The organism is Streptomyces rimosus subsp. rimosus (genome assembly GCF_000720725.1).
GTDB classification, from domain to species: Bacteria; Actinomycetota; Actinomycetes; order Streptomycetales; family Streptomycetaceae; genus Streptomyces; species Streptomyces rimosus_A.
In genome coordinates this window covers 52288-69255 of the sequence record NZ_JOCQ01000004.1, presented here as the reverse complement: position 1 = coordinate 69255, position 16968 = coordinate 52288, and the positions used below count along the sequence as shown (strand labels likewise).

Annotated in this window: 21 protein-coding genes; 3 read left to right on the top strand and 18 right to left on the bottom strand. The window is 65.1% G+C overall.

Translation table 11 applies throughout. The annotated features are described in order from the left end of the window. Positions 1 to 34 precede the first annotated feature (34 nt). The gene (locus IH45_RS0103230; protein WP_030660911.1) at positions 35 to 703 is read right to left on the bottom strand and encodes a class I SAM-dependent methyltransferase; all 669 of its coding nucleotides are present in this window, start codon (positions 701 to 703) and stop codon (positions 35 to 37) included. 142 nt (positions 704 to 845) lie between these two features. Beyond that, entirely contained in the window at positions 846 to 1292 is a 447-nt protein-coding gene (locus IH45_RS0103225) for a glycine-rich domain-containing protein (protein ID WP_030660908.1), read from the bottom strand. A 192-nt stretch (positions 1293 to 1484) separates the two neighbouring features. Here IH45_RS0103225 and IH45_RS0103220 point away from each other — a divergent pair, with 192 nt between their 5' ends. Then, the gene (locus IH45_RS0103220) at positions 1485 to 2771 is read left to right on the top strand and encodes a helix-turn-helix domain-containing protein (protein ID WP_030660906.1); all 1287 of its coding nucleotides are present in this window, start codon (positions 1485 to 1487) and stop codon (positions 2769 to 2771) included. A 181-nt stretch (positions 2772 to 2952) separates the two neighbouring features. After that, the gene (locus IH45_RS0103215) at positions 2953 to 3825 is read left to right on the top strand and encodes a methyltransferase domain-containing protein (RefSeq protein ID WP_032916694.1); all 873 of its coding nucleotides are present in this window, start codon (positions 2953 to 2955) and stop codon (positions 3823 to 3825) included. 416 nt (positions 3826 to 4241) lie between these two features. Here the strand turns inward: IH45_RS0103215 and IH45_RS0103210 are convergent, their stop codons facing one another. The 9 genes from IH45_RS0103210 to IH45_RS0103165 all read right to left on the bottom strand — a co-directional run bounded on the left by IH45_RS0103210 (position 4242) and on the right by IH45_RS0103165 (position 12055). Next, on the bottom strand, positions 4242 to 5036 hold the full coding sequence (locus IH45_RS0103210; RefSeq protein ID WP_199810610.1) for a N4-gp56 family major capsid protein: 795 nt from the start codon (positions 5034 to 5036) through the stop codon (positions 4242 to 4244). Between the two features lie 312 nt (positions 5037 to 5348). Beyond that, positions 5349 to 5507, bottom strand: coding sequence for a hypothetical protein (locus IH45_RS1000000147680; protein WP_199810609.1), 159 nt, complete (start codon positions 5505 to 5507; stop codon positions 5349 to 5351). A gap of 168 nt (positions 5508 to 5675) precedes the next feature. After that, complete coding sequence (locus IH45_RS0103200) at positions 5676 to 6458, bottom strand: hypothetical protein (protein ID WP_030660898.1); 783 nt, start codon at positions 6456 to 6458, stop codon at positions 5676 to 5678. Continuing rightward, positions 6448 to 8049, bottom strand: coding sequence for a phage portal protein (locus IH45_RS0103195; RefSeq protein ID WP_267885123.1), 1602 nt, complete (start codon positions 8047 to 8049; stop codon positions 6448 to 6450). Before IH45_RS0103195 ends, IH45_RS0103200 begins: the two co-directional genes overlap by 11 nt. Before the next feature lie 244 nt (positions 8050 to 8293). Continuing rightward, positions 8294 to 8695 carry a hypothetical protein gene (locus IH45_RS0103185; RefSeq protein ID WP_030660893.1) on the bottom strand — a complete coding sequence of 134 codons (402 nt, stop codon included), beginning with the start codon at positions 8693 to 8695 and terminating at the stop codon, positions 8294 to 8296. Positions 8696 to 8761: 66 nt separating this feature from the next. Continuing rightward, a complete protein-coding gene (locus IH45_RS0103180) occupies positions 8762 to 9376 on the bottom strand; it encodes a GNAT family N-acetyltransferase (protein ID WP_030660891.1) in 615 nt (204 codons plus the stop codon). A gap of 32 nt (positions 9377 to 9408) precedes the next feature. Beyond that, positions 9409 to 9918 carry a hypothetical protein gene (locus tag IH45_RS0103175; RefSeq protein WP_030660883.1) on the bottom strand — a complete coding sequence of 170 codons (510 nt, stop codon included), beginning with the start codon at positions 9916 to 9918 and terminating at the stop codon, positions 9409 to 9411. 4 nt (positions 9919 to 9922) lie between these two features. Next, positions 9923 to 10465 carry a coiled-coil domain-containing protein gene (locus IH45_RS0103170; protein WP_030660879.1) on the bottom strand — a complete coding sequence of 181 codons (543 nt, stop codon included), beginning with the start codon at positions 10463 to 10465 and terminating at the stop codon, positions 9923 to 9925. A gap of 48 nt (positions 10466 to 10513) precedes the next feature. Then, on the bottom strand, positions 10514 to 12055 hold the full coding sequence (locus tag IH45_RS0103165; protein WP_050514487.1) for a phage terminase large subunit family protein: 1542 nt from the start codon (positions 12053 to 12055) through the stop codon (positions 10514 to 10516). Between the two features lie 182 nt (positions 12056 to 12237). Between IH45_RS0103165 and IH45_RS0103160 the strand changes: the two genes are divergently transcribed. Continuing rightward, positions 12238 to 12825, top strand: coding sequence for a hypothetical protein (locus tag IH45_RS0103160; protein WP_030660875.1), 588 nt, complete (start codon positions 12238 to 12240; stop codon positions 12823 to 12825). Here the strand turns inward: IH45_RS0103160 and IH45_RS0103155 are convergent. From IH45_RS0103155 to IH45_RS0103115, 7 genes are all read right to left on the bottom strand, one after another. Further along, entirely contained in the window at positions 12809 to 13087 is a 279-nt protein-coding gene (locus IH45_RS0103155; RefSeq protein ID WP_158812894.1) for a hypothetical protein, read from the bottom strand. The genes IH45_RS0103160 and IH45_RS0103155 overlap by 17 nt on opposite strands. A 105-nt stretch (positions 13088 to 13192) precedes the next feature. Continuing rightward, entirely contained in the window at positions 13193 to 13423 is a 231-nt protein-coding gene (locus IH45_RS0103145) for a hypothetical protein (protein ID WP_158812893.1), read from the bottom strand. A gap of 34 nt (positions 13424 to 13457) precedes the next feature. After that, entirely contained in the window at positions 13458 to 13748 is a 291-nt protein-coding gene (locus tag IH45_RS0103140; RefSeq protein ID WP_030660869.1) for a hypothetical protein, read from the bottom strand. A 7-nt stretch (positions 13749 to 13755) separates the two neighbouring features. Continuing rightward, a complete protein-coding gene (locus IH45_RS0103135) occupies positions 13756 to 14193 on the bottom strand; it encodes a KTSC domain-containing protein (protein ID WP_050514486.1) in 438 nt (145 codons plus the stop codon). A gap of 327 nt (positions 14194 to 14520) precedes the next feature. Further along, positions 14521 to 14964: a pyrophosphohydrolase domain-containing protein gene (locus IH45_RS0103125; protein ID WP_032916691.1), complete on the bottom strand. Its 444-nt coding sequence runs from the start codon at positions 14962 to 14964 to the stop codon at positions 14521 to 14523. 117 nt (positions 14965 to 15081) lie between these two features. Beyond that, the gene (locus tag IH45_RS1000000144970; RefSeq protein ID WP_050514485.1) at positions 15082 to 16071 is read right to left on the bottom strand and encodes a tyrosine-type recombinase/integrase; all 990 of its coding nucleotides are present in this window, start codon (positions 16069 to 16071) and stop codon (positions 15082 to 15084) included. Positions 16072 to 16257: 186 nt separating this feature from the next. Further along, positions 16258 to 16884: a hypothetical protein gene (locus tag IH45_RS0103115; RefSeq protein ID WP_158812891.1), complete on the bottom strand. Its 627-nt coding sequence runs from the start codon at positions 16882 to 16884 to the stop codon at positions 16258 to 16260. Positions 16885 to 16968 lie beyond the last annotated feature (84 nt).

Genomic DNA, 16968 nt, shown 5'->3' with positions numbered 1-16968 from the left:
TTAGCCCCGCACTCCTACAGGACTTGCCGCCGAGTTAACGGTGAGAGACGACCAGCAGCGTGCCCAACCGTTCGTCGTTCGGTGCTGGCAGGACGCGCGCGTTCACGTGGGCGAAGCCAGCTCGCTTGAGGTGGTCGGCCCAGGTCTCGGGCGGGTACTGCCACCGCGGTACGGTCAGCTCGCGCTCGCGGCCTTCCAGCCACTTGCCCCGCATGGCCTGCGGACCGTAGGCGTCTGGTGACGGCTCGGCCTGGGAGAACACGAACGTGCCGCCCGGGGCCAGGCGGGCGGCGATGAGTGGGAGGAGCTGCTCGGGGTCGGTGAACCAGACCGCGCCCCACACCGAGTAGATCGCGTCGTATGTCTCCTCGGTGTCGGAGAGGTAGGCGCACACCTCGGCGTGGACGAAGTCCAGGTTCGCGATGTCGTGCCACCAGGCGCGGGCGCGGGTGACCTGGACGGCGGAGAGGTCCACGCCGGTCACCCGGACGCCGCGCTCGGCAAGGTGCGCGGCCTCCTTGCCCTCGGCCGCCCCGAGGTCCAGGGCACGGTGGGGGGAGCCGAGGAGTTCGGCCCCGGGGCCGTGGCCAAGGTACTGGGTCCACTCGAACCGGCCGGTCTCGGGCCGAGGCTGCGGGCCGGCGCCCCGGTGCGGCTTGTACTTGTCCCAGTATTCGGCCGGGGTCTGTGGCGCGCGGGGCATACGTCTCCTCGGGAGGACGGCGGGACCTGGCACCGTACCGGCCCGCCCGGCCGTCTGCGGCGGTTTGCCGCGAAGTCACCCGAGCAGCCCTCGGCCCCAGGAACACCGTCAAGCGCTCCCGGGGCCGAGGGTGTGCAGGCGGTCAGTGGCACTCCTCCCCAGGGCGGCACGGGCCGCACGCCGCGTAGTCGCGCTCCCACAGCTTCCAGTCCACCTCGAAGCCCGCGGCGGCGATCACCTTGGCGGTGCGCTCCACACTGCCGTCGTACTTGAACGCAATCTCCGGGATGTGTTCCAGGAACCGGCCGCCGAAGTGCCGGTGGCAGAACTCGCGGTAGTTCTTCGTGTCCAGGATGAACACGTGGACCGCCAGGTCGACGAGGCGGCCGCAGCACAGCTCCAGGTGCTGGCCCCACTTCTCCATCGCGGTGATCAGGTACGAGACCGCGGCCCCGAACAGCCGGTTGGCCATCACCTCGTCCACCGGGTGATCCCGCATCAGCAGCTGGATCTCCCGGTCCCACACCTCGCGCGTCACGTAGTCCCGCGGATCGCGGACCTGCGTCTTGGTCTCGATCGCTGTCACCATCGTGTCCTCCCGCGTGCTGCGACTGTCCGGCCCGCCGTGGGCCGTACGACCACGACACCACCGGGCGGGCCGGGCCGGAGGTCAACTTGCGCGCTGTGCACGCCGTTTGCAGATGCTGCACACGGCATCGACGCGCACACGGAAAGTCACTACCGTGGAACGGGCCCCGGCCCCTGGCGTACGGGAGGCGCTATGTCCGGTGACACCCTGTGGTGCTCCGACAAGGTCCGCTCCCTCGTCGCCGCCCGGCACGCCGGCGGGCTCGTCAAGATCGGACGCACCGCCCGGGGGTGGCGCCAGGAGGACCTTGGCGGGCGCCTGGGGTGCTCGCCCTCCACGGTCTCCCGGCTCGAAGCCCGCCGCTGCCCCTCCGACCTGTGTCTGCTGCGACGCGCCGCCGAAGAGGTGGGTATCCCGACGGATGTTCTGACGGCGTCGCTCGCCCTCGGCGGCTCACCGGCCACTAGGGTGGCGCTCGATGGTCCACGAGTCGAGGAGGACCCGATGCGCCGCCGTACCCTGCTCGCCGCCGCCGGACTCGCGGCCCCCGCGCAGTTCCTGATCGGCGTCGATGCCGCGCTGGCGGGCGTCCCCGATCCCAGCGGCTCCGCAGCCCCCCTCGACCAGCGCCTGAGCCTCGCCCGCGGCCTGTTCGACGCCGGCCAGCACGCCCGGCTCCTAGAGGTGCTGCCCGGCCTGCTGGGTGACGCGCACGTGGCAGCCCGCTCCCGGCAGGAACTGGCCCTGGCCCGCCTGTCGACCACGTACAGCCTGCTCTCCCAAGTCCTCACGAAAATCGGCCGCTACGAGCAGTCCCGGCAGGCCGCCGACCGCGCCACCGTTTACGCGGACCTGTCCGGCTCTCCGCTCGCCGCCGCGGCCGCCGCGCGCGAGATGAGCATCGTCCTGCGTCACCAGGACCAGCCCGCCGCCGCCCAACGCCTGATCCTCCAGGCCGCGGCCCAGGTCGAAGCGACCGGACTCACCAACAGCCCTCAGACCTCCGCGTACGCCCAGATGCTCTGCACCCAGGCGTACAGCGCGGCCCGCGCAGGAGACCGCGGTCAGGCCCTGGCCGCGATCGGCGAAGCCCAGCGTGCTGGCCGCCTCCTGCCCGAGCAGGCCCCGCCCGAGCGCCTGTTCCCGCTGACCCCGGCGGCCGTCGCCCTGTACGCCGTCGGCGTCCACTGGGCACTGGGCGACGCCGGCGCTGCCCTGGAAGCCGGTACGGACCTGCGCGAGGGTCAGTTCCCCACGCCCGAGCGCAAGGCCCGAATGCACACCGACCTCGCGCGCGCGTGGTGGCAGATGGCCAAGCCCGAACCGGCCGCCGACGCCCTGCTGCACGCCGTACGGGCCTCGCGCGGCGAAGTCCGCGACCGGCCCGCCATCCGCCAGATCGTCACCGACCTGGCCCAGCAACACCCCCGCGCGGCCGGAGTACGCGAGCTGACGGCCGCTGTCACCCTTTCGCCATGATGCGAGCTGGTGATTAAGCCCTGCGGCTCAGCACACTGACACCACTCAGCTGCTGAGGAGGCAGACGTGGGACACCGACGAGACGGCAACGGGCAGGTAGGCGGAGACTTCAGCTCCCCCGGCGACCCCGGGAACCCGGCACCCGAGAACGAAGACGATCAAGACGACGACACCCAAGACGATGACGACAGCTGATCCGGACGCATCGGCACTACGTAACGCCTGTGCGAAGAGGATCGACAAACGCACGCGCGGACACTTCAACGACTGTCCATGGCTGCGTGAAGCGTTCCTCGACGTCCCACGAGAACACTTCGTGCCGGCTCAGGTGTGGATCGAGGAGGAGGACAGAGTCGCAGTTCTGAATCGGGCTGAACAGCCGCGGGAGTGGTTGCAGGCCGTCTACCGCTCGAAGCAGCTCCTCGTCACGCAGATCGCCGACGGTCGCGTACATCCTGGCGACGAGGTCACCGAGGCAGACATATTCACCTCCTCGATCTCCTGCCCTGCCGTCGTCGTCGACATGCTCCACTACCTGGCGCCTCAGCCAGGGGGCCAGGTGCTGGAGATCGGTACGGGCACCGGCTACAGCACTGCCCTCCTGTGTCACCGGGCCGGCGCGAGCAACGTAGTCAGCATCGAGATCGACGAGGGCCTCGCACAAACCGCGAGAGACAAGCTGCACCAACTCGACCTTCACCCACTCGTCGTGGCCGGAGACGGTGAAGAGGGCTACGCGGATCGGGGCCCGTACGACCGCATCATCTCCACCGCGGCCGTACGGGAGGTGCCACAAGCGTGGCTGCACCAAGCCCACGAAGGCACAGTGATCATCACGCCGATCGACACACCATTTGGCTGTGACGGCCTGCTCCGGCTCGTCTGTGACGGCCGCGGCTCTGCCCAGGGGAGGTTGCACGACGGCCTGCTCTTCATGAAGCTCCGCGGCCAACGCGAGCGCCGCCGGTACGCCGACCTCGGATGGCCCGAATGGAACCAGATTGAGGTCTCGGTTAGCCCAGAAGGACTGCGTACCCGATTCGACACTTCGTGATTCTGGGTGCAGAGACGAGACCCCCGGCGAATTCTCTCGCCGGGGGTCTTCGTTCAGTTGGTCTCCAGGGTGACCACGGACTGATCCGTAATCATCCCCATTCCGTAGATGCTGTACCAAGCAAGTGCGTGCTCACGCGCTCTGTTACCTCCCCGGATTTCCCAGGGCGGGCTGGTCATTTCTGCCAGCCTCTGCATGTCTCCATGCAGACCCGACTATCCCTTAGCCCTCGTGGGGCTCCCCGTGCCTAGTCTGTGAACCTTCCCGTCGGCCTGTGCCAGGCGGGCTCGGCTGCTGATTGTCCCTACCTCCAGCTTTTCAAGCCTTCGCGCTTGCGGTTTCCCGCTACGCTGTGGCGCTGGAGTCTTGCAGAATGTCCCAGCAATTCTCGGGGTTTTCACTGACGGATTGCTCCGTCAGGCGGCCAGAGCGAAGCTGTCCTGACGCTTCGCAGAGAAACCGAAATCGAGCACACCGCCGTCGCGGAGTTCCACCGGAAGGCTGATCGCATGACCGTACGCATTGTCACCGATCATGGTCGCCTGGTAGACCTTCTTATTCGTCGAGTTCGCGATCGGGCGGACCTGCGTGGATTCCACGAAGATCACGTCATCGATCCTACCGATTTCCCCAATTGAGAAATTCCCTGGCGCCGCGTATTTGGTCGCTTCAATCCAACTCGGGTCTTCCCGAAGCCAGCGGCTCTGATGTGGGTGTATGAAGCACACATAGGTATCGGAAATGCGGGGAATGTTCTTCGCCGCGAGTGTCTCCACGCCGTCTTTGATGACCGCGGACGTTAGGTAGTGCTCGGTCAGAGCGTCCCGCCCGGTCGCCGGCACTCCCTTGTCATAGGGGCTCAGGCGCGTGATCGGGTTACCCGGCTTGCCATCAGTCGAGACGGCGTTAGCGCCGAACTTGTCGTACCCGTACAGCACGCTGGTAGCGCCCAGGAGAACTGATCGACACTGGCCATCCAGGTACATGGCCATGTTGCGGCCGAGGAGCCGCGAGGCGCTCGCCATAACGTCGTCGAAGGACGCATTGAGCAGGAGTTCCGACACGGCCACGGCAGCCCCATGTTCAGCGACGGTAATGGAGAACTGAGACGCCGAGAGCGCCTGAGTTTCCATGCGGACGCCTTCGACGAGCTGCTTGGCACCTTCCAGATTGTTATAGCGTAGGAAGTTGATCGAAAGTCCGGGGGCCACCCCGAGTTCAGTCTTCTTGCAATCTGTTACCTCCCCGGAATATCCCAGGGCGGGCTGGTCATTTCTGCCAGCCTCTACGCGTCTCCGCGCAGTTCGGACTATATCTTCACCCGCGTGGGGTGTCCCGTACATAGTCTCTGAACCTTCCCGTCGGATTGCACCAGGCGGGCTCGGCTGCTGATTGTCCCTACCTCCAGCTTTTCAAGCCTTCGCGCTTGCGGTTTCCCGCTACGCTGTGGCGCTGGAGTCTTGCAGGATATCCCAGCAATTCTCGGAATTATCACTGCCAGATCACTCCGGCAGGCGGCCAAGTCAGACCGCGAACTGCTCGAACCTGAGGATCGGCATGGACTGGAACAGGATCTCCTTCGACCAGATGGTCTGAATCGCCGGAGTGAGCTGCGTATTGGTGCCTGGATAGGCGGTCGGAGTCGGGGACAGCATCCCCGTACCGGTGATAGCAGAGGGCATGTGCATTCCTTCTGGTGTGACGACAGGGACCGCGGTCGTACGCACCAGAAAGCCGGTACGTACTTTTGCCGTTGCTCCCCAGTCTCTTCACCAACCAGGAATAGTGTTACTGCCCAACAGAAAACCCCCGACTGCACGATGGTGAATCGGGGGTCTCATGGCCTCACATCAGTTAATGAAGCCGCGGTTCTGTGGACGCGGAGCGCCCGGCCGTCCCTGCTTCATGCGCCACGCCGCGTACTCGGACATAGGCATGTCAGCGATCTGTTCAGGGGTCAGCGTGGTCACGTCCCCCATCGCTCCCTCCGGCCCAATCCCATAACCCGTCGGGGCAGTACCACGCATGGCGGCGCGGGCCTGCGTCTGCGCGGCCTGGAGGCTGGCAACGATCGCGGCGGACTTCTGCTTCATCGCGGCTACAGAGGCGTCGATCTCCTCGCGGCTGCCGCCCTTGACGAGGTCGTGCAGCTCGGGGGCTATCTCGTCCGCCGCCGCGGCCAGGGCCTGCGCCTGGTACTGCTGAAGCTCGACGTACTCCTTCTCCTTCGCCGCCAACGCGTCACGTTCAGCGATTTGACGCTGAAGGTCGGCCAGCTTCGCCTCCCATTCGGCCTCCTTCTCTGCAAGCAGGGCCTTGGCCGAGAGCGTCGAACGACGCTGCTTCTCGTTCTCCTCAGCGGCCTTGGCGGCGGCCTCTGCCTCTTCCTCCTCCTTGGCCTTCCGCTCAGCCTCGCGGGCGTCCAGGTCGGCCTGGAGGCGGTCGAGCACCTCCTGCTGGGACTCCAGCCGCGGCAGGAGGCTTTCCTGCTCTGTCGACTTCGAGCTGGTGGTCGTGGCCGGCTGCTCCGTGGTCGGCGGCGCGGCGGTCGGAGGGGTCTCAGCCGGAGCGGCCGGCGGCGCGGCAGGGGGCGTAGCGGTCGGCTGCTGCTGCGTCTCAGTTTCAGTCGGCATTGTCTGTCCTTACGGTGGTGTCGGCGGCGACGGAGCGCTGAGGCAATTTCGTGCCGTGCGCCTTCGTGACGACCTGATCGAATATCTTCTTGGTGTCCATTCCGAGCTTCAGAGCCATGCCGGACGATTCGGGGGTGCCCTTCCCCGAGGTTGTCGTCGGCGTGGTTTTCTTGTCGGCATGGGATTCCTGCGGCGGCATTCCCACGGCGTTCAAAATACCCGCGTCGATGCTCGCCTTGATAAAGTCCAGCGCTCCCTGGGCGACAGCGTCTTGCTTCTGCTCTTCCTCGATCTCAGCGAGCTTCTCGTCGGCGAACTCCTCGCCAAGTTCGTTGAGGGCAGAGCGCTTACTCTCCAGGCCGAGGGCCATCTTGAGCTGGATTTCGTTGAGCTTGACGATGTTGTCGACGGGCAGGGGGCTGGGCCAGACCACGTCGGCCTGGTATGCCTCGGGGTCCTGGATGTCGATGACATCGGGCTGCGAGTCGTCCTTCTTGATGCCCTCGGATTCGGGGTCGTATATCAGCGTCTTCGGCTCGTGGACGTACAGTGTCAGCAGAACCAGCTCGTTGATCCGCTTGAACCCGATGGAGTACTGCATCTGCTTCAAGGTGGCACGCTGAACCAGCGGCATGTGCTGAATGGCGAGGGCAACGCCGCTGGTGTTGCTGACCGGCTGCGTCTTACCCAGAGCGGTTTCGGGGACGCCACTCAGCTCGTGCATGGAGTTCTTGAGGATCGCCAGGTACTCCAAAGGCCCCTGGAGATTCACGGCAGACTCAAGGTTGTACACCTTGGAGTCCTTGGGAAGGCCCGACCAAACCTTCTTGGGCGACTTCTCAAGGTTGGTCGCTTTGGCCCCCTGCACCACAGTGACGGGGGCTGCGTGGTACGCGATGATGTCGGCGATGTCGTTCGTGATGTTGTTGTACTCACGGTTCAGCGGGATGACATCATTGACGTCGCTCAGTCCCCATGGGGAACCGCTCACGGCGATGTTCTTGATATGGACGACCGGTATGACCCCGAGTGGATTGTCGCGCTCGTCCACCAGGTCGTCGTTGATGTACTCCGCGATCCGGTCGTCTGTGAGGATCTCGGTGTAGACGTAGGTCTGACGCGTTCCATCGGTGTTGGTGCCGAAAAACTTGTACTTGATTTTCACGCGCTGGAGCTTGTCGCGCGAATGGGGGTGGAACTCCGGGAACACGTGGGCGCTCGACAGCGGGAGGATGCGTACGCGACCGGGGTGGTTGCGGCCGGCCTTGTCCTGGTAGGGCTTCTCGTACGCCACCTTGACGAAGGCGTCCCCGGTGACGCCGCTGTGCTCGCCGATCTCGTAGAGGAGGCTCTTTTTGTCGTTGTCCTCTTCCCATGCGCGACGCAGCAGGGCTGGGATGATGTGGTCGTACTTCTTCTTCGTCTCGAAGTGGATGCCGCGGCCGAGCACGAAGTGGTTGATGTACCGGGCGAGCGCGCCGGTGTAGTTGATCGCGTTCTGGGTTTCACCGGCTTCGCGACGGTAGCTGTGGTGGTAGCCAAGGTAGAAGGCCCAGTTGGTGGAATACCGGCTCAACCGCTGGCCGTGTATTTCAAACTCAAGCGGAGCTACTCCTCGTCAGACAGCTCAACCAGCCCCAGAGGGGAGATGGATATGGCAAGGTCTGACGAGGCGGCGCGCATACTCGGGGGGTAGAACGCGACGGACATCCGGCATCACCTCCAATGCTGCTACGTGCAGGAGGCGACCCTCGGAGCACGACTGCGAATTACACAGAAATCCTCTCAGCGGCTCCGCAGAGAACGGTAGCTGAGAGGATTTCTGTGCGCCGCGGCTACTCGGTGACCTTGGCGTAGTTGCGCCGGAACTGGTGACCGCCATCCCTCACAGCCATCTGGAATTTCAGCTCCGCGCCGGAGCCAGCGCCGTCGGCGAAAGGCTGGAGGAACTCAGGAGCCTCGGGCCAGGAAGCGGACCCGACATGCGCCCGAGCCTTCAGCGTCTCCTCCGCCGGCTTCTTCCAGATGACCTTGTTGTGATTCGGGCGTCCGGGAGCGGTCTCGTACCCGGAGAGGACGCCAACGCCGAAGTCGCGCGGTACGTCCGTGTCGGTGCCGACGCCCTCCTCGAAGCGGAGGCGGCCCTTGCGGGCAGTGTTGGAGCCGGTCTTGGCAGTGTATTCGGGGCGGCCCCGTTCCGGGTTGTGCGGGACGGGGGCGAGCGGGCTGGAAGGCATATCGGTACCTCATTCATGAGAGTGCACTTCTCCCATGGTCCAGCCGCAGCTATAAACGCTGTTAGGTCACGCACTGCGGGCAGCGATAAGGTGCTCGCTCCCCTGGTCCTGGAACCGCTCGATTTTGGTGCCGGGTTGCACGGCTTTCGCGGCTAGTTGGTAGCCATCTCCGCAGTCCTCGATTCCGGTAAGGCCCTGCGTCGTATTTATGAGAACTGATTGGCCCTGCGCGGCGATGGTGTAGCCACGGCGCCGGTACCAACGCATCACCGGATAGTCACCGGCACGGACCTTCGCATAGACCAAGTGTCCGCGCTGATCGAGCAGCCGGTTCTCCGCGGACTCAAGAAGCGCCTGTCCCACTCCTTGGCCGCGGTGCTCGGGGTCCACCGCCAGCAGCTCGATTTGGAGGATGCGCTGCGCCAGGGCCCGTGCGCGGTTCTTGGGGAAGGTCGCCAGCCAGTCAACCGGAGGAGCGGTGTGCACCATCCCGACGACTTCCCCTTCGACCTCAGCTACCAGGCAAGCCACCTGGCCGTAGCGCACCGGCACGACGCCCCCGCGCTTCTCGATCGCTCGAATCATCGGGGAGTCAGGCCGCACTTCGTCGTTCGCGACGTACGACATGAGGCGAGCGACGGCCAGGCCGTCGCCGGGTGCTGCTACACGAATGCTCCTCATGCGCAGCAGTTTACGGTCCGGCCTCGCGGCTCTTACTGGTAGATCCAGTTGTAGTTGCGGCTGGTCAGCCGCGGTACCGGGATGGGCTGGTAGGGCTCGTCGACCTCCAGGGCGTGCAGCTGCTGCACCGTCTCGCCCACTCCGGCCGGCACCCGGATCATGAAGCGTCGGCCGCCCGGCATGACCTCCCACACCGAGTAGGAGAAGGGCGCCGCCAGGGTCGGTCCGGTGGATGCGGGCAGGGTGAGGGCGAGCTGGCCACCGCGGATCGGGATACGGGTGGTGTGCGGCAGGACGCGGGTGCCGGTGACGGTGTCGACCAGAGGTGCTGCTGCGCGGACCAGGACGCTGGCCCGGTAGACCTCTGCCTCGCTCCCCCACAGGTACGTCGCCCCGAGCCTCACCTGGTCGATGTGCTCAGGGAATCGGGGCCTGTCTGGCGGGACCTGGTCGCGGTCGAGGGGACGTTGTGCCGTCCAGCCGGGTATCCACCAGGGCTCGGTCTCCCAGCCGCGCGGCGGGTGCTCGTAGGGGAAGCCCATCGGCTCAGGCCGCCACGACGGCGATGGCCGGCGTCGACCGGCGCCCGCTCGCGTCGATGGCGGTCAGGGTGAAGCGGTACTGCCTTGCGCGGATCTTGTGGCCGGTGAGGTCGAGCTTGTAGGTGGTGAGGTCGCCGGGGAGCTGGAAGAGGAAGACCCGGCTGGGGTCGGACGGGTTCACGTCGATCTCGCCCTCGTGCCGCTGAAGCTCGTAGGAAGCGGGGGCGCCGGCGGCGGGCTTCTTCCAGGTGAAGGTGATCGCCGGGGTGGGGCCTGCCTGAGTGCCGTTGAAGGTGCCGGTGAAGACCGTGGGGTAGGCCGGCGGCCGGGTGTCCGGCGTCAGGGCCTGCCAGCTCCGGGTGAGGAACGGGTCGTCGGCCGCCCGGCCCTGGAGGTCGTAGAAGTCGGTCGGCCGCCATCCGAGCAGCGCCTTGTCGCGTTCCGCGGCCAGCTTGGTCTTGTCGGTCTTCAGTTGAGTGTTCTCTGCCGTGAGTTCGGCGATCCGACGCTTGAGTTCTTCGACGGTGGGCTCGGGCGGTGTGGTCATGCGTCCTCCAAGATTGCGGGTTCTTGGATTATCCGCAGAAACGTTTCTTCATCGGTAGAAGAAATTGTCTTGCGTCTGGATTTCCGGCATGGACATCTCCGCCGACGCCCATACCGACAGGGCGAGCGAGTCCACGTAGTCGTCGTGCGCGCCGGTTTCGTCGGGTGCTTCGACGATCACGTTTGGACCCTGGAAGCGCAGCTCCGCGTCTTCCATCTGCGTCTGGAACCGCTGCCAGACCTTGAGGCGCCGAGCCTTCGAATGCCCCGGCCAGGCGATCTTGCCCTGCCGCATCAACTCCATGAGGTGCTTCCATCGCTTCGACTGAGCGCCGAGGTCGGAGTTGCATTCCACGATTTCGACGTGGGGCATGAGCACCTTGAGGCGGGATGCGACCACGTCGCCGACACCGCCGACGTCGATGCAGATGGCCCAGATGTTGTACGCGGAGAGCCAGTCGACGATGCGGTAGTACTGCTCCTCCCACTCCAGCCCACTCAAGTCGAGCCAGTTGAGGACGCGGTGCTCGTACGTACCGAACTCATCGGGATGGTCCCAGTCGATCCAGGTCACGGTGACGATGGTGGAGTCCTGCTTCCGGGCTGGGTCGATGCCCACGAGGACCGGGGTGTGATTCCACGCCTTGACCACCTGCATGGAGCTGTCGCACAGCGCCTCGAACTTTTCCCCGGTGGTGAGCATTCCGCGGTCGAGCATCCAGATGAGCCTGTAGCTCAGCTTGAATTCGTCGCTGTCCTCACCGATCTTGAGCTTCTCGGCCTCGATGTAGATGCCATAGTCCGGATGAGCCTTGGCGACGTCTTTCCAGGTGGCCTCGAAGTGGTTCTGCCGCTGTCCCCGCTTGTTGGCCATCCGCTTGTTCTGCTGGATGATCTTGTAGAAGATGCCCTTGGAATACGTGGGTGTTCCTGTGAGCACCATTGTGCCTCGGGTGCTGGAAAGCATCGGAGAGATCGACTTGTTGATGACCCGCTCGTCGGCGACCTGTGCCTCGTCGACCAACACGACGTGGTAGGTACGGCCTTCGATCTGTGCCCGCGGATGACACGTCTGTTTGCGCACCAGGGAGCCGGACTTGACCAGCTTGAGTTCGCGCCCCTTGCCTGTGACCTTGTCGTCGACTTCGGGGTCCTGCATGATTTCCTGGGCGCGCTCCGACGTGAGCCGGGTGACGAACCGGGAATACAGGTTGTCCGCCATGTCGTCGACCGGTGCGAAAGCTCCCACCCATACACCCTCTGCGAAGCGGCCCATGAGGGTGGGAAAGATTCGGGCGAGCTTCGGGAACATGATCATCGCTGCCGCGATGGTGTTCACAATGGTCTCGGTCTTGCCGGACTGCCGGGCCATGCAGGACGTGATGGTCTTGGCATCGCCGAGAATCATCGACTCAAGGATTCGCCGTGCCAGCGGCTCCTGGTAGTGCCTCAGCGGGTGACCGGACAGCTCGTCGACCACCAGCAGCATCTTGTCGATGATCTGGTCTACGGTTTCCTGGCTGACCTCATTCTGGAACGTCTCAGGAACATAGCCAGCCAACTCGTCCTGCTCTTCGACGGCTATGCCCATAAGACCCGCTCCTCAATTCCAGATTTCCGGAATTGAGGCTATGAGCGAGCCCAGAAAAAGAGTTACTGCCAGCCCGCCGGCACCGGGTCAACTGGCGCGCGACGGTTATTACCTGACCGTGTGGATGCGGCGGGGTATTCTGCCCGAACACACTCGGGTGTCTAGGGGATCGGGGAGGGGCCATGGACGACCTTCAGAGAGCGAGCTGGGCGTCAGCCGCGGTGCAGATCGGCGCCAAGGAGGCCGACTACTGGCGGGACTTACAGGAGCAGGGCCCAGAGGCCGTCGCCCGGAGACGTCGCGACGCCGAGCAGCAGGCCCGGCAGTACTCCCCCTACTCCCCCGCCCGTCTGACCCTGGCCCGGCTCTCCTACGTGCTCGTCCTCGGCATGTTCGCCTTCGGGTTCATCGGCGCACTCGCCGGCGGCGGCGAGGAAGGCAGCGGCGCTCGTGTCGTCATGATGATCGGCGTCTACACCGCCCTGGCGGCGTCCCCCCTCTACCTGGTCGTCAGTCTGCGCACCGGGCGCCTGATCGCACGCGCCATGGCACTCACCATGCTGGAGGACCCCGCGGCGCGGTCCCAGTCAGCCGCCGAGTACGTGGCCCGCTCCATGTCCCAACCTCTGTATGCCGCGTGGGGCACCGTCGGGTGTCTGGCCACCGGTTTCGTGCCCTGGCCCCGCCTTCACACCGGCATGTATCAGGGTGCCTTGGCTGACGCCCTGTACCGCGGCCTGGACATCTCCAGCGTCACCGCCGGCCGGTAGCTCGACGCGTTAGCTCTTCTACCGTCGCAGCGACCACGACCAGGCCCTCCACGGCCTGGTCGAGCTGCTCCTGGTCCACCGCCCTGCGCAGCTCGCTGACGGCGCGGGAGAGCTGGGTGACGCCCTGGTCGGCCCATTCGACGACATCCGGCGTCGGCAAAGCCGCGCTGCGACTGGCCACGCGATCCTGGAGGCGCTGGCCAGGCACCTGTTCCCGCAGGCGGTTGAGCAGTTCCCGTAGACGCTTCCGGGTTCGCTTCACTGCTCCACCCCCAGGATCTGGAGGAGCTGCCACTCGTCGTCGATGTCGACTGCGGCCTCGGCGACCATGTGCCGCACCGTGTCCGTGATGATCTCGTAGACCTCCTCAGGCTCCACCGTCTGCGCCCTCCATCCGGAAGACAGACAGCATCGCGGCGTCTTCGCCGGCCAGCATTCGGTTGTACCGACCGACGGCAATACCTTTGAGGAAGCCGACGCGGACGACGTACGTCCTGTCGCTGCGCCGGTAGGGCGCTGACATTTCCTGGGTCCAGGTGGTGAAGAAGGGCCTCTGCCCCCGATTCACGCCGACTATGCGACAGAAGAAATTGGTCATGCCCCGCAAGCTAGCTGGAGCCATGACCAAGCTGTTATTCCTGGTTCAGCAGCGAAGATGGCATACGCGCCGTCGTCTGCGGCTCGATACCGTGAGAGCGGAGCTGCACGGAGTAGTCAATGCTGCTTTCGCGGTAGAAGCGCAGCAGCTCCTCCAGCTCACGCACGTAGCGCCGCAGTTGGTTGAGCGCGTTTTCCTGTTCCTGCCGGAGGTCGCGCTGCTCCTGCTGAACGGCCGACCGGCGGGCCTGCCACACGGTGGCCCAGGTTGCCAGGGACGCGATGCCACCGCCACCGAAGAAGGCGGCAAGTATCTCGGGCGACATGGGACTCCTAGGCGATCCGGCGGTAGGGGTGGCCGTTCAGGGTGGAGTTGATGTACCGGCCCTCCGAGGTGGCCTTGCGTACATGCCTCCACTGGTTCTCGGACACGCGGTAGTACTCGTACACCGGCCCGCCGGGGGAGCCGCGGCCGTCCTCGCCATTGCGGAACTGGAGTCGCAACGTGTGTGTCTTGTAGTCGTACCCAGCAGCCACCGTGCGCGGCCGGCGCGGGTTCACCGTGTGGTCCGGGTAGGTGGCGAAGGTGAGCAGCGCCGATGCGTCCCCGCTGTCCTCAAAGGCGTCCAGCCGGGCCTTCATCTTCGGGCTGGCGTTCTTACGGGACTGAGCACCAAGCCGGTCAATGACCCGCTTGGTGTAGGGACTCGCGCTCTCGAAGTTCTTTCCCGCCCGCGGGAGCGGCTTCGGCTTGGCATACTTCTTCGCCATGACGGCTCCTTACGAGCTGAGGTGTACAGCACGATTTTAAGGAGTCGCCAGCGGAGGCAGGTAGCAAAGAGCCCCTGCTCCACAGAGAACAGGGGCTGGCAAGGTTAGTCAATTAGGCACTGCGCTTAATGAGGCGGGGCATCTCATCCGGCTGTTCATCGCAGAGGTATATGGGGTACCGCCACCGATTCCGCACGAAAACTTTCTTGCCGATACGCACGCCGTAGCGAGGCGTCATACCCAAGTCCTTGACGCGCTTCGCCCATGCGTGCAGGTCATCCGCCGCCGCGGCGTAGCTCGTGTATAGGTCCAACCGCTTAATCTGCTTCATGCAGCACGCCTCCGCTCCTCATCCCGAAAAACGATCGCTTCGACATCAGCCTCACGGTAACCCGGCCCTTTCAGCACCTTGCCATCGTGGCGCCGGACGGGGTGGCCGTCGAGCCCCAGCTTGCTCATGTTGCTGCGGTGCACTTCTTCGAAGACCTCCTCCAGCGGGATGCTGAGGACGTCCGCGGTGCCGTAGACGACGTAGAGGATGTCGGCGAGTTCCTTGGCCAGCGCGATCCGCGCCGAGCGTCCTGATCGGGGCCACTGGATGCGTCGGCTCAGACGAGTCAGCTCCACGGCAGCTTCCCGGCATTCCTCCTTGATGAGCCGCTGGCGCAGCTCGACGAGCGCCGGCCGCTGTGACGAGGGCACATCGGTCTCGCGGTCGACGCCGAAAGCATCGTGGAACTCGCGGACCATTGCCATGGGTTCATACGTCATGCGGCTCTCCTGTCGTCTATGTCGTCAGTTCGTCTACCCCGAGAAGCTGCGGCGGCCTCGTCTCGCAGGTGGTCGGCATAGGCGAGGTACGCCTGTACCTGACTGCCGCCGCGTACATCAAGCTGCTGTGTCCAGGAGCAGGCGCAGCTCGCCTGGATCGCGGTGGACCGCGGCGTTGAAATCACGCGATAGCGCGGGGAGTGGAGATTCATCGACCCTTCCCTTCAGGGCGATTTCAAGTACGTGGATCGGGCTGTAGAGCAGCCTCTCCAGAACCTTGTTGTAGGCGATCGTGGTCTTCGGGTCGCTGTGTCCCATGACGACCTGGACGCGCTCCAGGGCCTGGCCCAGCCCGAGCAGCAGGGTGGTGGTGGTCGCCCGGATCAGGTGCGGGTGGACGTGCGGTACGCCAGCGCGGCGGGCGAGGCGCGTGATGGTGTCGTAGGCGCCGTGGCGGTTCAGCCGCCGGCCGGTTCTGGTGATGAAAATCGGGCCGGAGCGCCGATCACCGATGTAGACGACCAGAGCGGCAAATGCCATATCGGGTAAGGGCATTGCCGTCTTCGACTGCTTGCCTTTGCGCTGCACCCATAGGACCCGCTGCCCGTGGACGATGCCTATGTCCTCGATGTCGGCCGTGAGCAGCTCGCTGATCCGCAGGCCCAGCAGCAGGAGTGTGGTCACCAGGGCGTAGAGCCGGGTGGAGGTGAAGAATGCCTCGCGCAGAAAGGCGACGGCTTCCTCCATCGTCATGCCCAGCCGGGGCTCGTCGTCGTCGATTTTTGGTGGATCGACGTACCGCATCGGGTTGGGGCGCCCCTTCTTCAGGAAGTCCCAGTCGGCGGCGTAGCTGTAGAACGAGCTGAGCGCCTTGTAGGCCCTGAGGCGGGTACGTGCCTTGAGGCGGTACTCGACCCGCAGCACGTCCAGGAATCCGCGGACGTTGTCGGGTTTGGCTTTCAGCGGGTTGACTCCGCGCCCCACGCAGTACTCCACGTACCGGTCGATGTCCCGCTGGTACTCCTTCCGGGTGCCCTCCCCCTTCGAGCCCAGCCACTCCGCTACGGCCCGCGCCGCCTTCTTCTTCACCGGCACTGTGGTGTCCACGCACCCCTCCGCCCCTAGATCGACGGGCGGTGAGCCCGAGCCGTCCTCAGCCCCACACGGCCGACCAACCAGTAGCAACAAGAGCACAATAACTTTCGTGCACCTGCACTGCAACTGATGTGCTCTTGTTGAGCTACGAAAAACGGGCCCCACTCCAGTGGAGCGAGGCCCGGACGGTCCAGTGGCTCAGGAGGGCTGCTCGACCTGCTGGCGCTGGGACTCCAGCCGTCCCCACAGCAGCATTGCCTTCGGGTCCAAGGCTCCGGCGCTAGGCAGGTCCATGATCATCCTCCGCTCCTCCGCCGAGAGCCTCTCCGGCGCAGCCACGAGCACATCACGCAGCCCCGCTCGCGCCTCGGCCGCGGATGTCTCCTGCCAGTTCCCTGCCTCGTCAAGACGGGGGCGCAAGGTCTTCCACGCGTTGATCAAGTCCTTGGGGACTCGGCCGCGGCGCGCTCCCGACGTAGCCTTCCCCTCCGCCTTGAGCATGTCCTTGATGAGCTGCCTCTCCTTGACGGAGAACTGCTTCGGGCTCTTCTTGAAGACTCGCTCCAGCCACTCCCGGATATCTTCACTGCTCGCCAGGACCCCTACCTCATCTCGGTAGAGCGTCGCACGCAGAGGCTCGCCCTCTTCTCCGTCCGGGGCCAGGGCCAAAAACGCCTGCTCCAGTGCGATACCGCAAGGGCCACAGCGCCAGACGCTTCGCACCACGCTGTGGTTCATGTTGAGGACATTCACGCGCCCGACGACAGGCTTGCCGCAGATGCCACCGCCTGGCAGTTCGGCTTTGCAGGTCTTCCTCAGTGCCATCGTCCTCAACCTCTCCGACCAGACGGCGACTCTGGGGCTCGCTGACTCAGCAACCTTCCGACGGGCGCCTGTCCTGGAAACAAC